Consider the following 19,013-nt stretch of genomic DNA (forward strand, 5'->3'; position numbering starts at 1 on the left):
GGGCCCCGCCCTGTTCGACGCGTTACTCGCCCGCGTGCACCCTCTCCAGCTCCGCGATGTCCAGCTTGGACATCTGGAACATCGCCTGGGTCGTGCGGGCCGCCTTTTCCGCGTCCGGATCGCTGATCAGGTCGATGAGCCTGCTCGGGACGACCTGCCAGGACAGGCCGTACTTGTCCTTGAGCCAGCCGCAGGGACCTGCCTCGCCGCCGTCGTCGATGAACTTGTTCCAGTAGTGGTCCACCTCTTCCTGGTCGTCGCAGTGGATCTGGAACGAGATGGCCTCGTCGAACGTGAACTGGGGGCCTCCGTTCAGGGCGACGAACTTCTGTCCGTTGGCCACGAACTCGGCGGCCAGGACGGATCCAGCGGGGCCGGGCCCTGATTCCGTGTAGCGGCCGATCCTGCCGAGCTTGGAGTTCTTGAAGATCGAGACGTAGTAGTGCGCGGCCTCTTCGGCCTGGCCGTCGAACCACAGGCACGTGGTGAATCCGTCGGCGGGCATGCGTACCTCCTCGGGCGGGAAACGTCGTCACCTCTGTCGACCGATCCTCGTCCGAAAACTCATCGGTGGCGCGCGCACCGTCTTGGTCCCCCCGGGGGGTGTGCCGCCTCTGCGGCTTCTACCAGCGGGTAGCGTGCCGCCCACGGCTCCGGACGCCGGCCGGGCGCCGGAAATTCACCGCGGACGCGGTACCGCACGGAGTTGACATCCGCATCACGCACGGCTGGCCCGGCTCGATCGTCGAATTCACCGACGTCGTGGGGCCGTTGACCGATCCCCGCGCCCACGCCGGCGACCCGTCGGACGCGCCTTTCACCTGGTCGTTCCGAGCACTCCCGGATTCGGGCTCTTCGGGCCGACGCGGGACACCGGCTGGGAATCCACCCCGGTGGCCGCCGCGTTCGCCGGGGTGATCAACACCGCCTTCGAGGCGTCTCGTACGGTGATGATCCACGCCGTCCGTGAGTACTCCGCACTCCGGCGAACGGCGCCCCGTGTGAAAGGACCCGCATCCCCGTGACCGGCGCCACGCCTCAGAGCTTTCGCACGACCTCGATCGGCGCCGCCGGTGCCCGGCCCTGCACCCTGATCGTCTGCCGGGGCTGCTGCTGCGGCAACCCGCGCAAGCACCCCGGCACCGACCACACCTGGCAGTTGGAGCGGCTGCGGGCCGGCGCCGACGCGTCCGGTGGCCGCTTCGTCGTGCGGACGACCGACTGTCTCGGCCCGTGCGACCAGGCCAACGTCCTCGTCGTGCAGCCGTCCGGTGCCGGGCGCCGGGCCGGCGGCCGGGCCACCTGGATCGGGTTCGCCATGGACGACGACTGTACGGACGAGGTGCTGCGCTGGGCGGAGGCCGGCGGACCCGGCATCGCCGAACCTCCGGTCACGCTGGAGCTGCAGTTCATCAGCCCGCCGCGCGAGACACGGTCGCGTACCCGCCGATGACTGTGCGGGGCCTTGGCCCAGTGGGGCGCTTCAGATGTCCGTGCCGCCGTGAGCGGGAAAGTCCAGGAACACGGTCACCTGAGGACGTGCCTGGGCCCATGCACGGATTTCGGGTCCGACGGTGCCGTAGATCTCCGCGTACACCAGGTCCGCGAACTGCGCTGCCCGTTCCAGCAGTTCCCCAGCGCGTTCCTGGTGGACGGCGACCGCCTCGTCGTCGGTGTACTCCTCGATGACCAGGTAGCTGCCGGCACCGGCAGAGAACCAGCGGTAGGTGAGAGTCCCCGGCTCGTCCTTCACCTGCTCCTGCAGGGCGAGTGCCAACTCCTCGAAATGCGCGTGTCGTTGGTCGTGGGCGTCGAATCGTGCGCGTACGAAAATGCTCATACCGTATTCGAACAGATCGGTGGGGCGACCGGGGCGAGCCATGCGCATACGCCCTCTGCCCTCGGCGAATCTGCCGCGGGCAGAGAAGACTGATCCATGGGCTCGGTCGGACCGAGAGTGGAGGGCGCGGCTACGGCAGCCGCGTCACGACAAGGAGGAACGATGACTCCACTCATCACCGGCTGGGACCCGGCCCGCGCGCCGCGGGCCGAGGAGGGCGACACCCCTCCCTCACGCTTCGACGACCATCTGGCCGCGCAGTTGCTCGCGCAGCGGATCGTCTTCCTCGGCACGCAGGTCGACGAGGTCTCCGCCAACCGGGTGTGCGCACAACTGCTCCTGCTGTCGGCGGAGGACGCGCGGACCGACATCAGCCTGTACATCAACAGTCCGGGCGGATCGGTGACCGCGGGCCTCGCGATCTACGACACAATGCGGCTGATCCCGAACGACGTCTCGACGCTCGCCATGGGATTCGCGGCGAGCATGGGCCAGTTCCTGCTCAGTGTGGGCGCGCACGGGAAGCGTTTCGCGCTGCCGAACGCGCGGATCATGATGCACCAGCCGTCGGCCGGCATCGGCGGCACCACCGCGGACATCGAAATCCAGGCGCAGAACCTGGAGTTCACGAAGAAGGCCATCGAACGGATCACCGCGGAGCACACCGGCCAGAGCGAGGAGACGATCTCCCGGGACGGCGACAGGGACCGCTGGTTCACGGCCGAACAGGCCAAGGAGTACGGCATGGTGGACCGGGTCGTGGAGTCGCTCGACGACGTCCGCCCGGCCGCGTCACGGCGACGGATGGGGCTCTGACATGGGTACGTACACGATTCCGAACGTCGTCGAGCGGACCCCGCAGGGCGAGCGGTCGTACGACGTCTTCAGCCGGCTGCTGTCCGAGCGGATCATCTTTCTCGGCACGGAGATCGACGACGGGGTGGCGAACGTCGTCATCGCGCAACTCCTCCATCTGGAGTCGTCGAGCCCGGAGAGCGAGATCGCGATCTACATCAACTCGCCGGGTGGTTCCTTCACTTCGCTCATGGCGATCTACGACACGATGACGTTCGTCCAGGCGCCCATCTCGACGTTCTGTGTCGGGCAGGCGGCCTCGACGGCGGCGGTGCTGCTGGCCGGGGGCGACCCCGGGCGGCGGTTCGTGCTGGAGCACGCGCGTGTGCTGCTCGGGCAGCCGGCGAGCGGCGGACGGCAGGGCACGGTCTCGGACCTGACCCTCCAGGCCAAGGAGATGCTCCGGATCCGCTCCCAGGTCGAGGAGGTGCTCTCCCGCCACACGCACCACGACATCGCCACGCTCCGCGCGGACATGGACCGCGACAAGGTCTTCACCGCGCAGGAGGCCGTGGCGTACGGGCTCGCCGACGACGTGCTGAGCCGACGGCTCGCGGTGGTCTGACCTCCAGGGCCGCGTGACGTACGTCGGACCGCCGCGGACCGGTCAGGCGGCCAGGCACATGCCGTCGTACCTGGAGGTCGTTGTCGTCGGGCTGGTCGAGGTCGTCGACGTGGTGCGCCCTCGGCCCGCTCCGGCCCGGGCGAGCCGCGTGAGCTCGTCCTGGGTCAGCGACAGCAGGTCGCCGAGGCCGAGGCCGAGGGCGCGAGCGGCGGCCGCGAGGACTTCGGAGGAAGCCTCCTTGCGGCCGCGCTCCAGCTCGGAGAGGTACGGCATGGAGATCCGGGCCGCGTCGGCCACGTCCTTGAGCGTCCGCTCCTGAGCGAGGCGCTCGCGTCGCAGAACGTCGCCCACGAGGTCGCGCCACAGGGGCTCCTTGCTCGCGGGGGCCGGTGGCGTCTGCCTGGGCGCGAGGACCGGCCGGGACCGTTGAGGCCCTCGTGCCGGGACGTCGGCCGGGGCCGGGGCCGGACGCGACGTGGCCGCCGGGCGCAGAGGGATGACGCGGGCTTCGTTCGGCGCTTGGTTGCTCACCCCTTCAGCCTAGAAGCGCTGAGCTGCACGGGAAGGCATCGGCGTTCCGCTCTCGGTGGAATCCGGGGTGGGGGCGGCCGCGGCAGAAAATGGTCGCCGGACTCCGGTCGGACGCTCTCGGCCATACGCACGAGCATCGACCGTCGCGACGAGTTCCGCCACACACGCCGGCCGCCGTGGAGACCGGTGGTGTGGCTTCGGCGGTCGCCCTCACTGGGCCGAGGACTCTTCAGGGCCCTGGGAATTCGCGGGCTGTTCCGGGCCGCTGTTGGGAGCGGAGGAGGGCTGCTCCGGCGCGGACTCCGTCTGCGCGGGCGAGGACGCCGTCGTCCGCTCGGCGGACGCGGAGCCGGACGCCGGCGCCGACGTGGACGTTGGCGACGGAGCCTTCGAGGACGGGTACTCGGAGGACGGGGACTCCTTGGACGGGGACTCCTTGGACGGGGACTCGGATGCCGACGGCGAAGACGGTTTCGGCGAGGTTGACGAAGGCGACGAGGACTCGGACGAGGGTGACTTCGAGGTCGACGAAGGCGACGACGACTCGGGCGACGGGGACTTCGAGGACGGTGAAGCCGACGAGGACGTCGACGACGGCGAGGGGGACTTCGGCGAGGGGGACTTCGGCGACGGGGACTTCGGCGACGGTGAGGAGACGCTCACCGACGGGAAGGGCAGGCGCGTCGGCGGATGTGTCTTCTTGTCGTGGTGGACGTTGTCGCCCCTGGTCCGGGCGATCCACTCGTCGTTGTGGGGGTCGAAGATGACGAACACGTTGATGACCGTGACCGAGGGCGCGACGACCACGACGTTCTGGGGCCGGAACGCGGGCCACGAGTCGCCGGTCGGCTTGGGTGTGGTCTTCTGTTGGACCGGCTCCGCCACCGGGTTGCCGCACGCGCACCGTACGCGGGGCACGCCTCGGGAGTCGACGAGGACGGAGGTGCCCGCCTGGAAGATCGCCTGGTAGCTGGTGGAGGCGCCGTTGCGGTAGCCGTGATTGGTGACGCGGGTGTCCACGCGCAGCTGGACGGGGGTGAGCGAGCGCAGATACGCCGGAACCCCGGACGGCTGGATGCCCTGCACCGAGGCGAACGCCCGGCTCTTCGCCGGGTCCGCCTGCAAGGAGCTGATCTGCTTCTCCACGTTGCAACTGGCGACATTGCGGGTGCCGCTGTAGAGGCCGGGCGCGGAACCGTTCACGCCGCGCGTCACATTGGCGGGTGCCGACCCGGTCGACACCGTGGGGGTCTCGGGCGCGGCGGAACTGTCGTTCGCCGTCGACTCGGTGTAGGGGTCGGGGCCGGCCGCCCCCGCGGCCTGGAGGAAGACCTCACCGCCGGCGTTCTTCCCGCCGCCGGAGTTGGTGTTGCTGAAGACGAGACCCAGGATCACCGCGGCCGCCACGGCACCGGATATCAGCGCGACGCGGGGCGCCGAGTTCCACCAGTGCCGCTCAGGCCCCTTCCCCGGCTCCTCCGGGCCACCCGGACCACGGCCACCCGAGCCGCCCTCGCCACCGCCCCCACCGCTCGGCGGTTCCGTGGGTATGCGGCCGCCCGGCTGGGTCGGGGTCGGTCGGGACGGGCTCGGCTGCGACGGACCCTGCAGGGGGCCCGAAGGTGGTCCGGTGGGTCGGCCTGAGGGCGGCGGTTCGGCGCTCACGAGCTCTTCTTCCCGGCGTAGGAATTCCGCGGCACTTAACACATTTCATTCCGCTTTTTCCATAACGAACCTATTGTGTGCTCCGATCTGGTATTGCCCGCAAGCCGACGCGGTCGGACCTCCCGAGGGGCGGACCGCGTCGGCGGTGCATAGCGTGGCAGGGTGAGCCCCCACACACCGTCCGACCAGGCAGTTGCCCGCAACGGTGAGCGGACGGCCGCCCGCCACGGCTGGGTCCAGGCCGTCATGGCCGTGCTGGCCGGGCTGATCGTCATGGGGGCGGTCGCCGCAATCGGATTGTGGGCGGCGGGTGCCACGGACCTACCCGACAACGCGTACCCGCGGGTCGTCGCGGCCACCGTCGTGACAGCGGTCGGCGGCACCGTCGAGTTCGCGGGTGACGCCGGAGTCATCGCCGAGACCCAGGCGGGCCTGACGGTGATTCCGCTCTCGGTCACGCTGGCCGGAGCCCTGGTGATCGCGGCCGGTTTCCTGCGGCCGCTGCGGCACCGGGCCGTCGCCGGCGCCGCCGAACTGACCGGGTGGGCCGCCCGGTTCGCCGTCCTGTGGGTGCTGGCCCTGGTCGGACTCGCGCTCTTCGCCCGCCAGAACTTCGAGATCTCCCTCGGGAACGGGACCATCTCCGATATCGGTGAACTGTTCGGTGCCACGCCCAAGGTGGGCTTCACGACCGACGTGCCGCGGACCGTCGGCTTCGGGGTGCTGTGGCTGGCGGGTGTGTTCGTCCTCGCCCTGCTGGTCTCGCCCGGAGCGCCGCTTCCCGCGCGGCTGCTGCGTTTCCAGGAGTCGGTGCGTCCGGCCGCCTTCGCCATGGTCGCACTGCTGCTCACGTACGTCGCGCTGGGCGTGGTCATCGGGCTGGTGGCGGCGGCGACCCGTGATCACGCCTCCGCGACGTTCGCCCTGATCCTCCTGGGGCTCCCGAACCTCGTCTGGCTCAGCCTCACGATCGGCCTGGGCGCCACCTGGAACGGCCGGGTCGACGGCCCCTTCGGGCTGCCGATGCCGCGTCTGCTCGACGAGGTGCTGCGCACTCCGGACGTCTCCACACTCAACATCCACACCCTCGCCGAGCACGACGCCCGGGTGTGGTGGCTGGTGGTTGTCGACGCGGTGCTGCTCCTCGCCGCCGCATTCCTGATGGCGGCCCGTTCACCGGCTCGGATGCGGACCTGGCAGCACGCCGTGCACATGGCGGTCGCGCTCGTGCTCACGGTGCTGATGATCTGTCTCGTCGGCCGGATCTCGGCGCACTACGGCCTGTCGGTCCTCGGCATCGGCGACATCGGCGGCGGTCTGCAGGGCGAACTCTTCCTGAAGCCGCAGGTGTGGACCGCGCTCGGGTTCGCCGCGCTGTGGGGGTTGGTCACCGGGTTCCTGGGCGGCCTGCTGGCGAAGCGCGTCCACCGGAAGGGCGAGGTCGAGACAGCCACCCCTGACAGAGGTTGACGCCTAGGGGGTTTCTGATGGATCTCCGCGGCGTCGCGACGCCCGGCACGCCGCGAACACGCACCGAACGCCGCTCCTTCTTCCACGGAGATCCATCAGAAACCCCCTAGCGCGGGAAGACCGGCCGGGCCCAGCTCGGCGGTTCCGGTGGCGGACCGGAATGCCCGGGTGTCCCTACGGCCTCGGCGTCGGCCCGGGCCGGCTTCCCGCCCGCGCCCGTGGCGCCTCGCGCCGCCGCTCGCAGCGAGGCCATGAAGGCGAGGCAGGAGTCGTACCGGTCTTCGGGGCTCTTCGCGAGCGCCTTCGCCAGTACGGCGTCGACGTCGGCCGCGATGTCGGGGCGCTTCCCGGTCAGGGCCGGCGGCTGGTCGTACTGGTGGGCCCACAGCAGCGCCATGTCGTCCTCGCGCTGGAAGGGCGGATTCCCGGCCATCGTCTCGTAGACGACGCAGGCGAGGCTGTAGACGTCGCACCGGCCGTCCACCGGCTTCCCCGAGATCTGCTCCGGTGCGACGTAGTCGAGCGTGCCGACGAACTCGCCGACGTTGGTGAACCCGGTCAGCGACAGCGACTTCTTCGTCAGGCCGAAGTCCGTGAGGTAGACATGCTCGGGGTGGTCGCTGTCGGTGCCCCGCGCCACCAGGATGTTGCCGGGTTTCACGTCCCGGTGCACCAGGCCGTGGTCGTGGGCCGCGTCCAGCGCCGAGGCGACCTGGACGCCGATCCGGGCGGCCACCGCGACCGGGAGCGGCCCCTCGCGGTCGAGCAGCTGGCGCAGGTCGCGCCCGACGACGAACCGCATGGCAATGTAGAGGACGCCGTCCGCCTCGCCCGCGTCGAAGACCGGCACGATGTTCGGGTGCTCGATCGCGGCGGCCACCCGCGACTCATGGGTGAAGCGGCCGCGGAAGGTGTCGTTGCGGGCGAGCCCCGGCGCGAGCAGCTTGAGGGCGACCGTGCGGTCCAGACGCAGGTCAATGGCACGATAGACCACGGCCATCCCGCCTCGGCCGATCTCATCCACGATCCGGTAGCCCGCGATGGTCCGACCGATCAGATCGGACGGGTTCCCCGAGAACAGGCTGGTGCCGTGCCGGGAGCCGTTCATCAGCCATCGCCCCCATCGTGTCGCGCACTGCCCATCAGCCGTCCCCCCGGTCGACCCGCGCGCCGTCCATCAGCCGTCACCCTGGTCGTCTCCGTCGTACGTCACCAGGCGGGTGGCTTCGCGGCTCTCGGCAGCCGATTCCTGTACACCCTTGGCCTGCCCCTGCGCCTCGGGCGCCACACCGGTCGGCTCCGGTCTCGCCGATGCCGGGTCCCCCTCGGCCGCGAAGGTGCTCAGCCGGGTCCCGTCGCAGTACACCCACCGCTCGTGCTCACCGTCGTACAGCCACACGGACTCGCCATCGACGACCACCCCGATCCGCTGTCCCTGGGTGCGGTCGCGGAAGGACTCCCCGTCGAGCTGCCCGGCCGCGAGTTCCTCGGCGGCGCTGCGGTAGTTCGTGAGCGCCTCCTCGACGCGGGCGAGCAGCGGGCGCGGGTCCGCGGTGCGGGTGAGCGGGCTGCTCGCGGCGGGCGGGGCCTGCGGTACGGCGATCAGGAGGCGGCCGTCGACCCACGCCGACCAGCCGTTGGCGCACACGATCCGGCCCCAGTCCCCGAACCGGTCGACGAGCTGGACCGGCAACAGCGCGTCGAGCGGAACGGTGGGCCGGGACGGGTCCGGGGTCTCCCAGGCCGCCAGGCCGTCCTTGGGGACGACATGTGTGGGGCGGAAGTCGGGGGTCGTCATCGGCGCCTACTTCCGCATGACCGCGGGTTCGTACCGCCGCAGCAGTCGGTCCACGGCGTACCCGAAGACCACGGACAGCACGACCATCATCGACACGTTGAGCAACCAGACACCGGCGTCGTGCCGGAACAGCGAGTAGGACGTCAGGTCGCCGGGCACGATCCGGGCCAGGTCGATGGTCCCGGCCATCGCACCCAGAGCCCAGCGCGAGGGCACCAGCCACGACAGCTGCTCGATGGCGGGCACTCCGTTCACGTTCAACAGCGCGCCGCAGAAGACCACCTGGACGATGGCCAGCAGCACCAGCAGCGGCATGGTGACCTCCTCCTTGGACACCAGGGCGGAGACGAGGAGGCCGAGCATCATCGCGGTGAAGGCGAGCAGGGCCACGGCCACCGTGATCTCCACGAGCGGCGGCATGAGGACCCCTTCCCCACGGGGTGCGTTGAGGTCGACGCCGAGCAGGGCGACCAGGGTGAGGACGATCGCCTGCAGCACGCTGACGGTGCCGAGGACCACGACCTTGGACATGAGGTACGCCGATCTGGACAGTCCGACCGAGCGCTCGCGCTGGTAGATCACCCGCTCCTTGACCAGTTCGCGCACGGCGTTGGCCGCGCCCGTCAGGACTGCGCCGACGCAGAGGATGAGCAGTGCGTTCATCGCCGTCCCCAGAGTCAGCTCGCTGCCGGCCAGGGCTCGGGCCATCACGCCCATCACGAACGGGAGCGCGATCATGACAGCCAGGAAGGTCCGGTCGGCGGCGAGCGTGGCCGCGTAGCGGCGGACGAGAGTACCGAGCTGGGATCCCCAGCTCTGGGCCTTGGGCGGGGGTACGACGACCGCGTCCGGGGCGGGCCGCGGCAGATGCGGCTGCGTGCTGGAGTTGTCGATGTACTCGTCGTGGAACGGCGAGTCGCGGTACTCCGCCGCCCAGTCCCGTCCCTGGTCCCGCTCGAAGGCCTCGAAGGCCTCGGGCCACTGCCGGTGACCGAAGAAGGCGAGGGCGTCGTCGGGCGGGCCGTAGTAGGCGACCGTGCCGCCGGGCGCGAGCACGAGGAGCCGGTCGCAGACGTCGAGGCTGAGCACGCTGTGGGTGACCACGACGACCGTACGGCCGTCGTCGGCGAGACCGCGCAGCATGTGCATCACCGAGCGGTCCATACCGGGGTCCAGACCCGAGGTCGGCTCGTCGAGGAACAGCAACGACGGCTTGGTCAGCAGTTCCAGTGCCACGCTGACCCGCTTGCGCTGGCCGCCGGACAGACTGTGGATGGGCTGGCCGACGCGCTGCGCCAGGCCCAGCTCGCCGATCACCTCGTCGACCCGCGCGCGGCGCTCCGCCTTCGCGGTGTCCTGCGGGAAACGCAGCTTGGCGGCGTACCCGAGGGCCCGGTGCACGGTGAGCTGAGTGTGCAGGATGTCGTCCTGCGGGACCAGGCCGATGCGTTGGCGCAGTTCTGCGTAGTCGCGGTAGAGATCCCGGCCGTCGTAGAGGACGGTGCCGCGGTCGGCGGGGCGCTGCCCGGTCAGGGCATTGAGGAGGGTGGACTTTCCTGCGCCGCTCGGGCCCACGACGGCGAGCAGGCATTTCTCGCCGACGGGAAAGGACACCTGGTCCAGGAGCTTCTTGCGGCCCTGGTCCACCTCGACGGTGAGGTCCTGGACATCCAGGGAGACCTCGCCCGTGTCGATGTACTCCTGCAACTGGTCGCCGACGAGACAGAACGCGGCGTGGCCGATGCCGACGATGTCACCCGGCGTGACCGGAGCGCACGCGACGGGCACGCCGTTGAGGAAGGTGCCGTTGTGGCTTCCGAGGTCGACGATTTCGTACGTCCCGTCCGGGCAGATGTGCAGCTCCGCGTGTTGCCGGGAGACCACCAGCTCGTCGACGACCAGGTCGTTGTCGCCGCCGCGGCCGATCCGGACGGTACGTGCCGGTAGCGGCAGTACGACCGAAGGCCGGCGGAAGGTGCCGGTGGCTGCGGGCATGGAGACGGCGGAGAGACGCTCCGTGGCGGGCGGAGGGCGTCCGAGGAGGACGGCACGCGGGCCGTCGGAGGGGTTGGCGAAGCGGATGACGCTGCCCGGCCCCACGTCCCATTCGTGGACGCGCCGGCCGTCTGCGTAGGTGCCGTTCCTGCTGTTCTCGTCCTCGAGCGTCCAGTGATCGGCCTCGGGCCGCAGTACGGCGTGGTGCCACGAGACCCGGTCGTCGTCGAGGACCACATCGCTCAAGGGATCACGCCCGACGTGATATTCGCGGCTCGGGCTCATCACCGTGGAGCCCGTCTCGGTCTCGATGACGAGTTCGGGCGCAGTCGAGGCGACCGGCCGCTCTCGCATGCCAGAATTCTAGCTATTCGTCCACATGTGCGCCTGATCACTACGCCGGGCGTGGCAGGGCCGCCGAGCCACTGCTCCGGGGGTGACACCAACGGGACGACGGGGCGATGTCAGGCTGCGGAAATGCCCAGGACGGCGGCGGTCCGCTGCATGCGCAGCGCGTCCACGGATTCGGCGAGCAATTCGTATTCGGTGGTGTCGTCACTGGTGGCGATCCGAACGAGCTTTCCCGCGGCCAATTCCTCGGCCACCAGTTCCTGCTGGACCGAATCGCCGCACCAGGCGCGCAGCATGCTCGGCACGTCCGGGACGGTGTCCGCCACGGGCGAGATCGAGTGCGGCGGAAAGGTCGGGTCGTCGGGCTGGGGGTCGAGCCGCTCGGCCATCCACGCCGCACGGTCCCGCATCCACCACAGGGCCAGCGCCAGGGTCGGCGCGCGATACGTCCCCAGGGGGACGCCGACGCGCTGACCACCACATATTCCATACGCGGTGACATGGCACAGGAATTCGTCGTGCACGATCGCTCCCCCATCGGCGTCGCTCGCTGCCGGTCCGGCCTCGCTTTCCCCGCGGCTCATGTGCTGTGCACGATGCTGCTGTCCGGGCATGGCTGAATTGCCCTAGGAATTGAGTATCGCCACTCCTGACACTCTGTCACCATGCCATTCCAGCCAGTCTCTTGGCATATTCACAGCTTCGTTTGGCCGAAACGGAGCGGACAGCGCCGATGCCCCTCGCCCAGGCCCTTTACCCGTGGGGTAATCGACGCCCCCCGCGGCGCCCGGCATGGTGGTCGTACCGGATCCCGACGGGGCACAACACATCGGGATTCGGCCCCTGACCAGCAGGTACGACCTCGATGGAGGCTGATTCACCATGTCCGCGAACAACGACCGTTACGAGACCGCCGTCGCCCGTTACTTCGAGGCCTGGAACGCGGGCGAACAGGACGCGCTGGCGAAGGCGGTCGCCGCCGCCTGGACCGCCGACGGCAGCTATACAGACCCGCTGGCGGACGTCCACGGGCACCAGCAGATCGCGGCCGTGATCGCGGCGGCGCACGAGCAGTTCCCGGGGTTCGCGTTCCGGCTGCTGGGCACGGTCGACGGCCACCACGACATCGCCCGCTTCGGCTGGGAGCTGGTCAACGAGGCGGACGGCTCGGCACCCGTCGCCGGGTTCGACGTGATCACGCTGGACGGCGAGGGCCGTATCCGGAGCGTGCACGGGTTCCTGGACCGCGTCCCGGCCTAGGCCGGGACGACGGGCCGCGATGAGTTTTCCCGCTCCGGATGGTCTCTTGAGTAGGAGAACCACCGGACCGGGAGGATCGAATGAGCACGGTGAGCAAGATGGACGCGGAGTTCACCGCGGTACTGCGGAAGAGCCCCGAGAAGGGTGGCTGGACCTATGTCGTCTGGCCGGAGTCCGTCGCGTTATTCGGAACCCGCGGACTGGTCAAGGTCAGCGGCACGATCGACGGCCGGCCCTTCCGCAGTTCGTTCATGGCCCTCGGTGACGGCACGCACAAGCTGCCGGTCAAGGCCGACGTACGCAAGGCGATCGGGAAGGAGGAGGGAGACACGGTGACCGTCCGCCTGGAGGAGCGACTCAACGTATAGCGCCGTCGCAGGGGACCACTCGGCACGTGGCCCCTGCCCCGAGGGGTCCGCTCAACTCGTGGCCGCCGCCCGCACCGCGTCCCGGTAGCGCCTCGGCGCGATGCCGGTCGTGCGCTTGAAGGCATTGCTGAACGCACTCTCGGACGTGTATCCGACCTTCTGGGCGAGGGCCGACACGGATGCGTCCCCGTCGCGCAGCGCACGCCGGGCCACGCTCATGCGCCAGTAGAGCAGATAGGTCAGCGGCGGTACACCTGCGACGGCGCGGAACCGCTGGGCGAAGGTGGTGCGGGACATGGCCGCCGCCCTGGCGAGTTCCTCCAGCTGCCAGGGGTGGCCGGGCTCGGCGTGCATGAGGCGCAGGGCCGGGGCGATGCGGTCGTCGGCGAGGGCGCGCAGCCGGCCGGCCGGCAGCGCCTCGGCATCCGCCAGGTAGGCGCGCAGGACCTGGACGAACATGAGCTGGGCCAGTTGGTCCGCCGCGAAGTCCGCACCGGCCCGCCCGGCCGTCAGTTCGCGCAGCAGCTGGTCGAGCAGCCAGCGCAGCACGGGCGCCTCCGCCGCGTCGGCGCGGACGTGCATCAGCGGCGGCAGCGCGTGCAGCAGCAACTCCTCTCCCGAGCGCCCCAGTTCGACATGGCCGCCGACAGAGACGACGTCCTCGCCCTCGCCCAGGTGGACCATGGGCCCTGGCGAGTCCGCGAAGAGCCTCGATGCGTCCACCGGCTCCAGTGCCGGATCGCTGGAGACCACGAAGGGGCGGCTGCCGTCGAAGACGGCCGCATCGCCGGGCTCCAGCAGCACGGCCGGCATGCCGTCGAGGGCCACCCAGAAGGTGCCCCTGACGACGGCGGTGATCTTGAGCCGGTTCGGCCGGGGGAACCGCAGCGCCCAGGGCCCCCCGGCGGTGAACCCCCCGGAGATCACACAGCGTGCGTCGGTGAGCGCAAGGGTGTCGGACAGTGGGTCGACTGACATGTCCGTACTATCGCGCAAGTAATGCGGACTATCAAGCATTCATCGTACGGATCGCCGGTCTTACGGTGGCTCCAAGGCACACATGAGGAGATCCGAGCCATGACCACCGTCCAACAGCCCCTCCACTCCGGTTTCGACGCCGGTTCCACCGCCGAGGACGTCATCAAGGGCGTCGACCTGACCGGCAAGGTCGCCATCGTCACCGGCGGATACTCCGGCATCGGTCTGGAGTCGGCCCGCGTGCTGCGTTCCGCCGGCGCCGAGGTCGTCGTACCCGCACGCGACATCGAGAAGGCCCGGGCCGCGCTCAAAGGGATCGACGGCATCGAGATCGAGACCCTGGATCTGCTGGATCCCGCCTCGATCGACGCCTTCGCCGAACGCTTTCTCGCCTCCGGCCGGCCGCTGCACATCCTGATCAACAGCGCGGGCGTCATGGCGACGCCGCTGACGCGCGACGCACGGGGATACGAGGTGCAGTTCGCCACCAACCACCTCGGCCACTTCCAGCTGGCCGCACGCCTGAGGCCCGCACTGCGCCGGGCGCACGGGGCCCGGGTCGTCTCGGTGTCCTCGTGGGGGCACCGGTTCTCGCCCGTCCTGTTCGACGATCCGCACTTCGAGCACCGCGAGTACGACCGCTGGGTCGCCTACGGTCAGTCGAAGACGGCCAACATCCTCTTCGCCCTCGCGCTCGACGAGCGCGGCAGGGCGGACGGCATCCGCGCCTTCTCCCTGCACCCGGGGAGCATCGTCGACACCGGCCTGAAGCGGTACCTCGCGGAGGAGGACCTGAAGGCCGTCGGTGTCCTCGACGACGACGGCGAGCCGATCCTGGACCCGGACCGGCAGCTCAAGAACGTCGAGCAGGGGGCGGCCACCAGCGTGTGGTGCGCCACCAGCCCCCTGCTCGACGGAATGGGCGGGCTCTACTGCGAGAACAGCGACGTCGCACCCCGGATGACACTGGAGGAGGGACGTGACTGGACCCTCATGAACAGGTCATGGAAGGCCGGGGTGCTGCCCTACGCCATCGACGCCGAGGCGGCCGACCGGCTGTGGGAGCTCAGCGAGCGCCTCACCGCCTGACCAGGGGGCGTCACGGCTTGATGATCGCGTCGATCCGGGCGAGCTCGTCCGGATCGAACTCCAGGTTGCCGACGGCCGCGACGCTGTCCTCCACCTGCCGCGGGCTGCTCGCGCCGATCAACGCGGAGGTCACCCGGCCGCCGCGCAGCACCCAGGCCAGCGCCAGCTGCGCCAGGGACTGCCCACGCGACTTGGCGATCTCGTCGAGGGCACGCAGCTGCTGTACGAGATCCTCGGTGACCGTGTCGGCGCTGAGGAAGGGGCTGTCGCTCGCTGCGCGCGAACCTTCCGGGATGCCGTCGAGGTAGCGGCCGGTCAACAGGCCCTGCTCCAGCGGCGAGTAGGCGATGGAGCCCACCTGAAGCTCGTCCAGCGCGTCCAGGAGCGCTTCCTCAGGGCGGCGGTCGAGCATCGAGTAGCGCGGCTGGTGGATGAGCAGGGGGGTGCCCAGCTCGCCGAGGATACGGGCGGCTTCACGGGTCTGCTCCGGCGAGTAGTTGGAGACGCCCACGTACAGCGCCTTGCCCTGCTGGACCGCCGAATGCAGGGCGCCCATCGTCTCCTCCAGAGGAGTCTCCGGGTCGGGGCGGTGCGAGTAGAAGATGTCCACATAGTCCAGGCCCATCCGGCCGAGGCTCTGGTCGAGCGAGGACAGCAGGTACTTGCGCGAGCCCCATTCGCCGTACGGGCCCGGCCACATCAGGTATCCCGCCTTGGTGGAGATGACCAGCTCGTCGCGGTAGGACGCGAAGTCGGCCTTCAGGGCGTCGCCGAGGGCCGACTCGGCGGCGCCGGGCGGCGGCCCGTAGTTGTTCGCGAGGTCGAAGTGCGTGACGCCGAGGTCGAAGGCGCGGCGGAGGATCGCGCGCTGGGTCTCCACCGGCCGGTCGGGGCCGAAGTTGTGCCACAGGCCGAGCGACAGCGCGGGGAGCTTCAGACCGCTGCGTCCGGTGCGCCGGTAGGGCATGTCCGCGTAACGGTCGGGGTGTGCGGTGTACAACGCGTACTCCTGAAGGCCGGGAAAACAGGTCTCCACTCTCGCGCGCGCCCGGGCAGCGGTCCAACGGGAGAATCGGATGGGATTCAGCGATGGCGCTTCTCAATCAGCGATTACTCTTGCCCCTTATGGAACTGCGCCACCTACAGCACTTCGTCGCGGTCGCCGAGGACCAGCACTTCACCCGGGCGGCGGAACGGCTCATGGTGTCGCAGTCCGGCCTGTCGTCGTCGATCCGCGCCCTGGAGCGGGAGCTGCAGGCCCCGCTGTTCGTCCGCACCACCCGTCGCGTCACCCTCACGGAGGCCGGTCGCGCGCTGCTGGGCGAGGCGGAGCGGATCCTCGCCCAGGTCCGCTCGGCGCACGACGCGGTGGCCGCCGTGCAGGGCGTGCTGCGCGGCACGCTCTCCCTGGGCACCGAACAGTGCATCGCCGGAGTGCATGTGGCGAGGCTGCTCGCCGCGTTCCGACGGCGCCACCCCGATGTCGAGATCCGGCTGCGGCAGGCGGGTTCCGGAGCGCTGGCCGAGGAGGTCGCCGCGGGCCGTCTCGACCTGGCCTTCGCCGTCAAGACGCAGGCCGACACCGACCAGCTGCGTTCGGTCCCGCTGACCCGTGAGTCGATGACCGTGCTCTGCCATCCCACGCACCACCTCGCGACCGCCGCCGGGCTCACGCCCGAGGAGCTGGGCGGCGAGGCCTTCGTCGACTTCCACCCCGACTGGGGGCCGCGCCGCACCACGGACGCGGCCTTCGCGGCGGCGGGCGTGCAGCGGACCGTGACCCTGGAGGTCAACGACGTGCACAGCCTTCTGGAGCTCGTCCACGAGGGCCTCGGCATCGCCGTCGTACCACGGCACTTCGGCCTCAAGCGCGAGGCCGGCGATCTCACCGCGCTCCCCCTCAAGGGGGCCGCCGACGCGTCGTACGAGACCGTCGCCATGCTGCCGCCGCCGGAGGCCACCAGCCCGGCGGCGCGGGCGCTGATGAGTCTTCTCGACACCTCGGAAGAGGGGGGCTGACACCACCCCCGAAAGGGCCCCAGCACTCCTGACCAGGCCGGTTCTCCGCCGCAGACTCGTGAACGTCCAGCACGAGAACTGCGAGGCGGGAGTACCGAGATGACGGATCACACACGACGGACGGTCCTGCGAGGCGCGGCGGTCGCGGCGGCCGGAGGGCTGGTCGGCGGCATCGGCGGCCGACCGGCGGCGGCAGCTCCACCCCGGACACCGGACGCCAGGCATTACCCCTTCCTCGAGGGGGCGTTCAAGCCCGTCACCGAGGAACTGACGGCGTTCGACCTGCCGGTCACCGGACGGATTCCGCGCGACCTGAACGGCCGATTCCTGCGAAACGGCCCCAATGTCCTGGGACTTGAGGACCCTCGCGCCCACCACTGGATGCTCGGCGAGGGCATGGTGCACGGCGTGCGGCTGCGCGACGGCCGCGCCGAGTGGTACCGCAACCGCTGGGTCCGCTCGTCGTCGGTGGCCACGAAGCTGGGCGAGCCCTACCCCGGGCCCGTGCCGCCGGACGACTTCCCGTGCAACACCCATGTGATCGGCCTGGGCGGCCGGATCCTGACGCTCCAGGAGAGCGGACCCCTTCCGTACGAACTCGACCACGAGCTCAACACCGTGGGCACGTACGACTTCCGGGGCACCCTCAAGGGGGCGTTCACCGCGCACACCAAGTTCGACGCGGCGGCCGGCGAACTGCACGCCATCGCCTATTACCCGACCTGGGACCACGTCCGGCACCACGTCATCGATCACACGGGCCGGGTCGTGCGGACCACGAGGATCCCGGTCGCGGACGGGCCGATGATGCACGACTTCGCGCTCACCGAGAAATACGTCGTGATCTTCGACCTGCCCATCACCTTCGACCCCGCGGCCGCGGAGCGGGGCGACCTGGTCCCGTACATCTGGAACGAGAAGCACCCGATGCGCGTCGGCCTGCTGCCGCGCGCGGGCGGCAGGGTGCGCTGGTTCGAGGTCGAGCCGGTCTACTACTCGCACACCCTGAACGCGTACGACGAGGGCTCGTCCGTGGTCATCGACATGACGACCTATCCGGCACCCTTCCATGTCGCGGGCCGCGGCTCCGACGGACCCTACGGAGCGGGCACCGCCTCGCTCGAACGCTGGACCGTCGACCTGGCCCATGGCCACGTAAGCACCCGGACCATCGACGACCGCCCACAGGAATTCCCGCGCGTCCACGAGGCGTTGGTGAGCCGGCGGCACCGGTACGCCTACACCGCGGCCGCCGCCGACATGACGCTGGCGTACATGACGGCCGACGGAAATCCGCCCGACCGCGCCTTCAGCAACGCGCTCATCAAGCACGACCTGTTCCGGGGGACCACCCAGGTGCACCGGCTGCCGCGGGACGCCGCCGCGGGGGAAGCCGTCTTCGTCCCCTCGGCGGGGGCGCGGGCCGAGGACGACGGCTACGCGATCGCGTACGTGCACAACCCCGATCGTGGGGCCGCCGACCTGGTGGTCCTGGCCGCCCAGGACTTCACGGGTGAACCGGTCGCCCGGATCCATCTGCCCGGCCGGGTGCCGCTGGGCTTCCACGGGAGCTGGATTCCGGACGCGTGAGGCGCCGCTGTGCGCGATGGTGGACCCATGCATGCCAAGGACATCCTCATCGACGCGTACAGCCGCATCCAGGAAGAAGTCCATGCCGCCGTCGAGGGTCTGGACCCGGACGACCTCAACGCCCGGCCCGCCGAGACCGCCAACTCCATCTCATGGCTGATCTGGCATCTCACCCGGATCCAGGACGACCATGTCGCCGATGCCGCGGAGCTCGACCAGGTCTGGCCGGCGCAAGGCTGGGAGAAGCGCTTCGGACTCGATCTGCCCCGCCGGGACACCGGGTACGGTCACACCCCGGCGCAGGTGGCCAAGGTGCGGGTGGATTCGGGTGCCCTGCTCATCGGCTACTACGACGCCGTGCACGAGCAGAGCCTGGGATTCTTGCGCGGGCTGGCCGCCAAGGACCTGGAGCGCGTCGTGGACGAGCGCTGGACCCCGGCGGTCACCCTCGGCGTACGGCTGGTGAGCGTCCTGGCCGACGATCTGCAGCACGTCGGCCAGGCGGCGTACGTACGCGGGCTGCTCTAGGCACGGCCCGCGGACACGGGATTCCCCGGTGCGCGGCCCATGCGGGATTGCCTGGAGCGCGGCCCGCACCTGGGTTTCCCTGGAACCCGGCCCGCTCGTGGGATGCCTGGA

General features: G+C 70.2%; 20 protein-coding genes and 1 pseudogene. 11 read left to right on the forward strand and 10 right to left on the reverse strand.

What is annotated here, in order from left to right; all coding sequences use genetic code 11:
- Positions 1–22: 22 nt before the first annotated feature.
- The gene (locus IEY95_RS41060; protein WP_189191349.1) at positions 23–505 is read right to left on the reverse strand and encodes a VOC family protein; all 483 of its coding nucleotides are present in this window, start codon (positions 503–505) and stop codon (positions 23–25) included.
- A gap of 209 nt (positions 506–714) precedes the next feature.
- Here IEY95_RS41060 and IEY95_RS49705 point away from each other — a divergent pair.
- Positions 715–911, forward strand: a pseudogene (locus IEY95_RS49705) (epoxide hydrolase); the annotation flags it as partial.
- Positions 912–1,021: 110 nt separating this feature from the next.
- Positions 1,022–1,453 (forward strand): (2Fe-2S) ferredoxin domain-containing protein, encoded by a 432-nt coding sequence (locus tag IEY95_RS41065; RefSeq protein ID WP_229703704.1) that lies wholly within the window; start codon positions 1,022–1,024, stop codon positions 1,451–1,453.
- A 30-nt stretch (positions 1,454–1,483) separates the two neighbouring features.
- Here the strand turns inward: IEY95_RS41065 and IEY95_RS41070 are convergent, their stop codons facing one another.
- Positions 1,484–1,840, reverse strand: a complete 357-nt coding sequence (locus IEY95_RS41070; RefSeq protein ID WP_189191350.1) for a putative quinol monooxygenase — start codon at positions 1,838–1,840, stop codon at positions 1,484–1,486.
- A gap of 162 nt (positions 1,841–2,002) precedes the next feature.
- Here IEY95_RS41070 and IEY95_RS41075 point away from each other — a divergent pair, with 162 nt between their 5' ends.
- Both IEY95_RS41075 and IEY95_RS41080 read left to right on the forward strand, forming a co-directional pair.
- On the forward strand, positions 2,003–2,656 hold the full coding sequence (locus tag IEY95_RS41075; protein ID WP_189191351.1) for an ATP-dependent Clp protease proteolytic subunit: 654 nt from the start codon (positions 2,003–2,005) through the stop codon (positions 2,654–2,656).
- A 1-nt stretch (position 2,657) separates the two neighbouring features.
- Entirely contained in the window at positions 2,658–3,260 is a 603-nt protein-coding gene (locus IEY95_RS41080; protein ID WP_189191352.1) for a ClpP family protease, read from the forward strand.
- 42 nt (positions 3,261–3,302) lie between these two features.
- Here IEY95_RS41080 and IEY95_RS41085 read toward each other — a convergent pair whose 3' ends face one another.
- Together IEY95_RS41085 and IEY95_RS41090 are read right to left on the reverse strand one after the other, a co-directional pair.
- The gene (locus tag IEY95_RS41085) at positions 3,303–3,791 is read right to left on the reverse strand and encodes a helix-turn-helix domain-containing protein (protein ID WP_229703705.1); all 489 of its coding nucleotides are present in this window, start codon (positions 3,789–3,791) and stop codon (positions 3,303–3,305) included.
- A 210-nt stretch (positions 3,792–4,001) separates the two neighbouring features.
- Entirely contained in the window at positions 4,002–5,456 is a 1,455-nt protein-coding gene (locus IEY95_RS41090; protein WP_189191353.1) for a DUF6777 domain-containing protein, read from the reverse strand.
- A 162-nt stretch (positions 5,457–5,618) separates the two neighbouring features.
- On the opposite strand from IEY95_RS41090, the gene IEY95_RS41095 reads away from it, so the two are divergent.
- A complete protein-coding gene (locus tag IEY95_RS41095; protein ID WP_189191354.1) occupies positions 5,619–6,926 on the forward strand; it encodes a streptophobe family protein in 1,308 nt (435 codons plus the stop codon).
- Positions 6,927–7,032: 106 nt separating this feature from the next.
- On the opposite strand, the gene IEY95_RS41100 is transcribed toward IEY95_RS41095, so the two are convergent.
- The 4 genes from IEY95_RS41100 to IEY95_RS41115 all read right to left on the reverse strand — a co-directional run bounded on the left by IEY95_RS41100 (position 7,033) and on the right by IEY95_RS41115 (position 11,594).
- Positions 7,033–8,034 carry a serine/threonine-protein kinase gene (locus IEY95_RS41100; RefSeq protein WP_189191355.1) on the reverse strand — a complete coding sequence of 334 codons (1,002 nt, stop codon included), beginning with the start codon at positions 8,032–8,034 and terminating at the stop codon, positions 7,033–7,035.
- Positions 8,035–8,103: 69 nt separating this feature from the next.
- Positions 8,104–8,724 (reverse strand): hypothetical protein, encoded by a 621-nt coding sequence (locus IEY95_RS41105; protein WP_229703706.1) that lies wholly within the window; start codon positions 8,722–8,724, stop codon positions 8,104–8,106.
- A gap of 6 nt (positions 8,725–8,730) precedes the next feature.
- Entirely contained in the window at positions 8,731–11,073 is a 2,343-nt protein-coding gene (locus IEY95_RS41110; protein WP_189191356.1) for an ABC transporter ATP-binding protein/permease, read from the reverse strand.
- A 110-nt stretch (positions 11,074–11,183) separates the two neighbouring features.
- Entirely contained in the window at positions 11,184–11,594 is a 411-nt protein-coding gene (locus IEY95_RS41115) for a hypothetical protein (RefSeq protein ID WP_189191443.1), read from the reverse strand.
- Positions 11,595–11,952: 358 nt separating this feature from the next.
- Between IEY95_RS41115 and IEY95_RS41120 the strand changes: the two genes are divergently transcribed.
- Both IEY95_RS41120 and IEY95_RS41125 read left to right on the forward strand, forming a co-directional pair.
- Positions 11,953–12,330: a nuclear transport factor 2 family protein gene (locus IEY95_RS41120; RefSeq protein WP_189191357.1), complete on the forward strand. Its 378-nt coding sequence runs from the start codon at positions 11,953–11,955 to the stop codon at positions 12,328–12,330.
- 80 nt (positions 12,331–12,410) lie between these two features.
- Entirely contained in the window at positions 12,411–12,698 is a 288-nt protein-coding gene (locus IEY95_RS41125; protein ID WP_189191358.1) for a DUF1905 domain-containing protein, read from the forward strand.
- 51 nt (positions 12,699–12,749) lie between these two features.
- Here the strand turns inward: IEY95_RS41125 and IEY95_RS41130 are convergent, their stop codons facing one another.
- A complete protein-coding gene (locus IEY95_RS41130) occupies positions 12,750–13,676 on the reverse strand; it encodes an AraC family transcriptional regulator (protein ID WP_189191359.1) in 927 nt (308 codons plus the stop codon).
- 99 nt (positions 13,677–13,775) lie between these two features.
- Between IEY95_RS41130 and IEY95_RS41135 the strand changes: the two genes are divergently transcribed.
- Entirely contained in the window at positions 13,776–14,765 is a 990-nt protein-coding gene (locus tag IEY95_RS41135; protein ID WP_189191360.1) for an oxidoreductase, read from the forward strand.
- Between the two features lie 10 nt (positions 14,766–14,775).
- Here the strand turns inward: IEY95_RS41135 and mgrA are convergent, their stop codons facing one another.
- A complete protein-coding gene (mgrA, locus tag IEY95_RS41140) occupies positions 14,776–15,765 on the reverse strand; it encodes an L-glyceraldehyde 3-phosphate reductase (RefSeq protein ID WP_189191361.1) in 990 nt (329 codons plus the stop codon).
- A 125-nt stretch (positions 15,766–15,890) separates the two neighbouring features.
- On the opposite strand from mgrA, the gene IEY95_RS41145 reads away from it, so the two are divergent.
- From IEY95_RS41145 to IEY95_RS41155, 3 genes are all read left to right on the forward strand, one after another.
- The gene (locus IEY95_RS41145) at positions 15,891–16,784 is read left to right on the forward strand and encodes a LysR family transcriptional regulator (protein WP_189191362.1); all 894 of its coding nucleotides are present in this window, start codon (positions 15,891–15,893) and stop codon (positions 16,782–16,784) included.
- Positions 16,785–16,883: 99 nt separating this feature from the next.
- A complete protein-coding gene (locus tag IEY95_RS41150) occupies positions 16,884–18,374 on the forward strand; it encodes a carotenoid oxygenase family protein (RefSeq protein ID WP_189191363.1) in 1,491 nt (496 codons plus the stop codon).
- A gap of 27 nt (positions 18,375–18,401) precedes the next feature.
- The gene (locus IEY95_RS41155) at positions 18,402–18,902 is read left to right on the forward strand and encodes a mycothiol transferase (protein WP_189191364.1); all 501 of its coding nucleotides are present in this window, start codon (positions 18,402–18,404) and stop codon (positions 18,900–18,902) included.
- Positions 18,903–19,013: the final 111 nt, after the last annotated feature.

The sequence above is a fragment of the Streptomyces albiflavescens genome (assembly GCF_014645835.1).
In the GTDB taxonomy this organism is placed as follows: Bacteria; Actinomycetota; Actinomycetes; order Streptomycetales; family Streptomycetaceae; genus Streptomyces; species Streptomyces albiflavescens.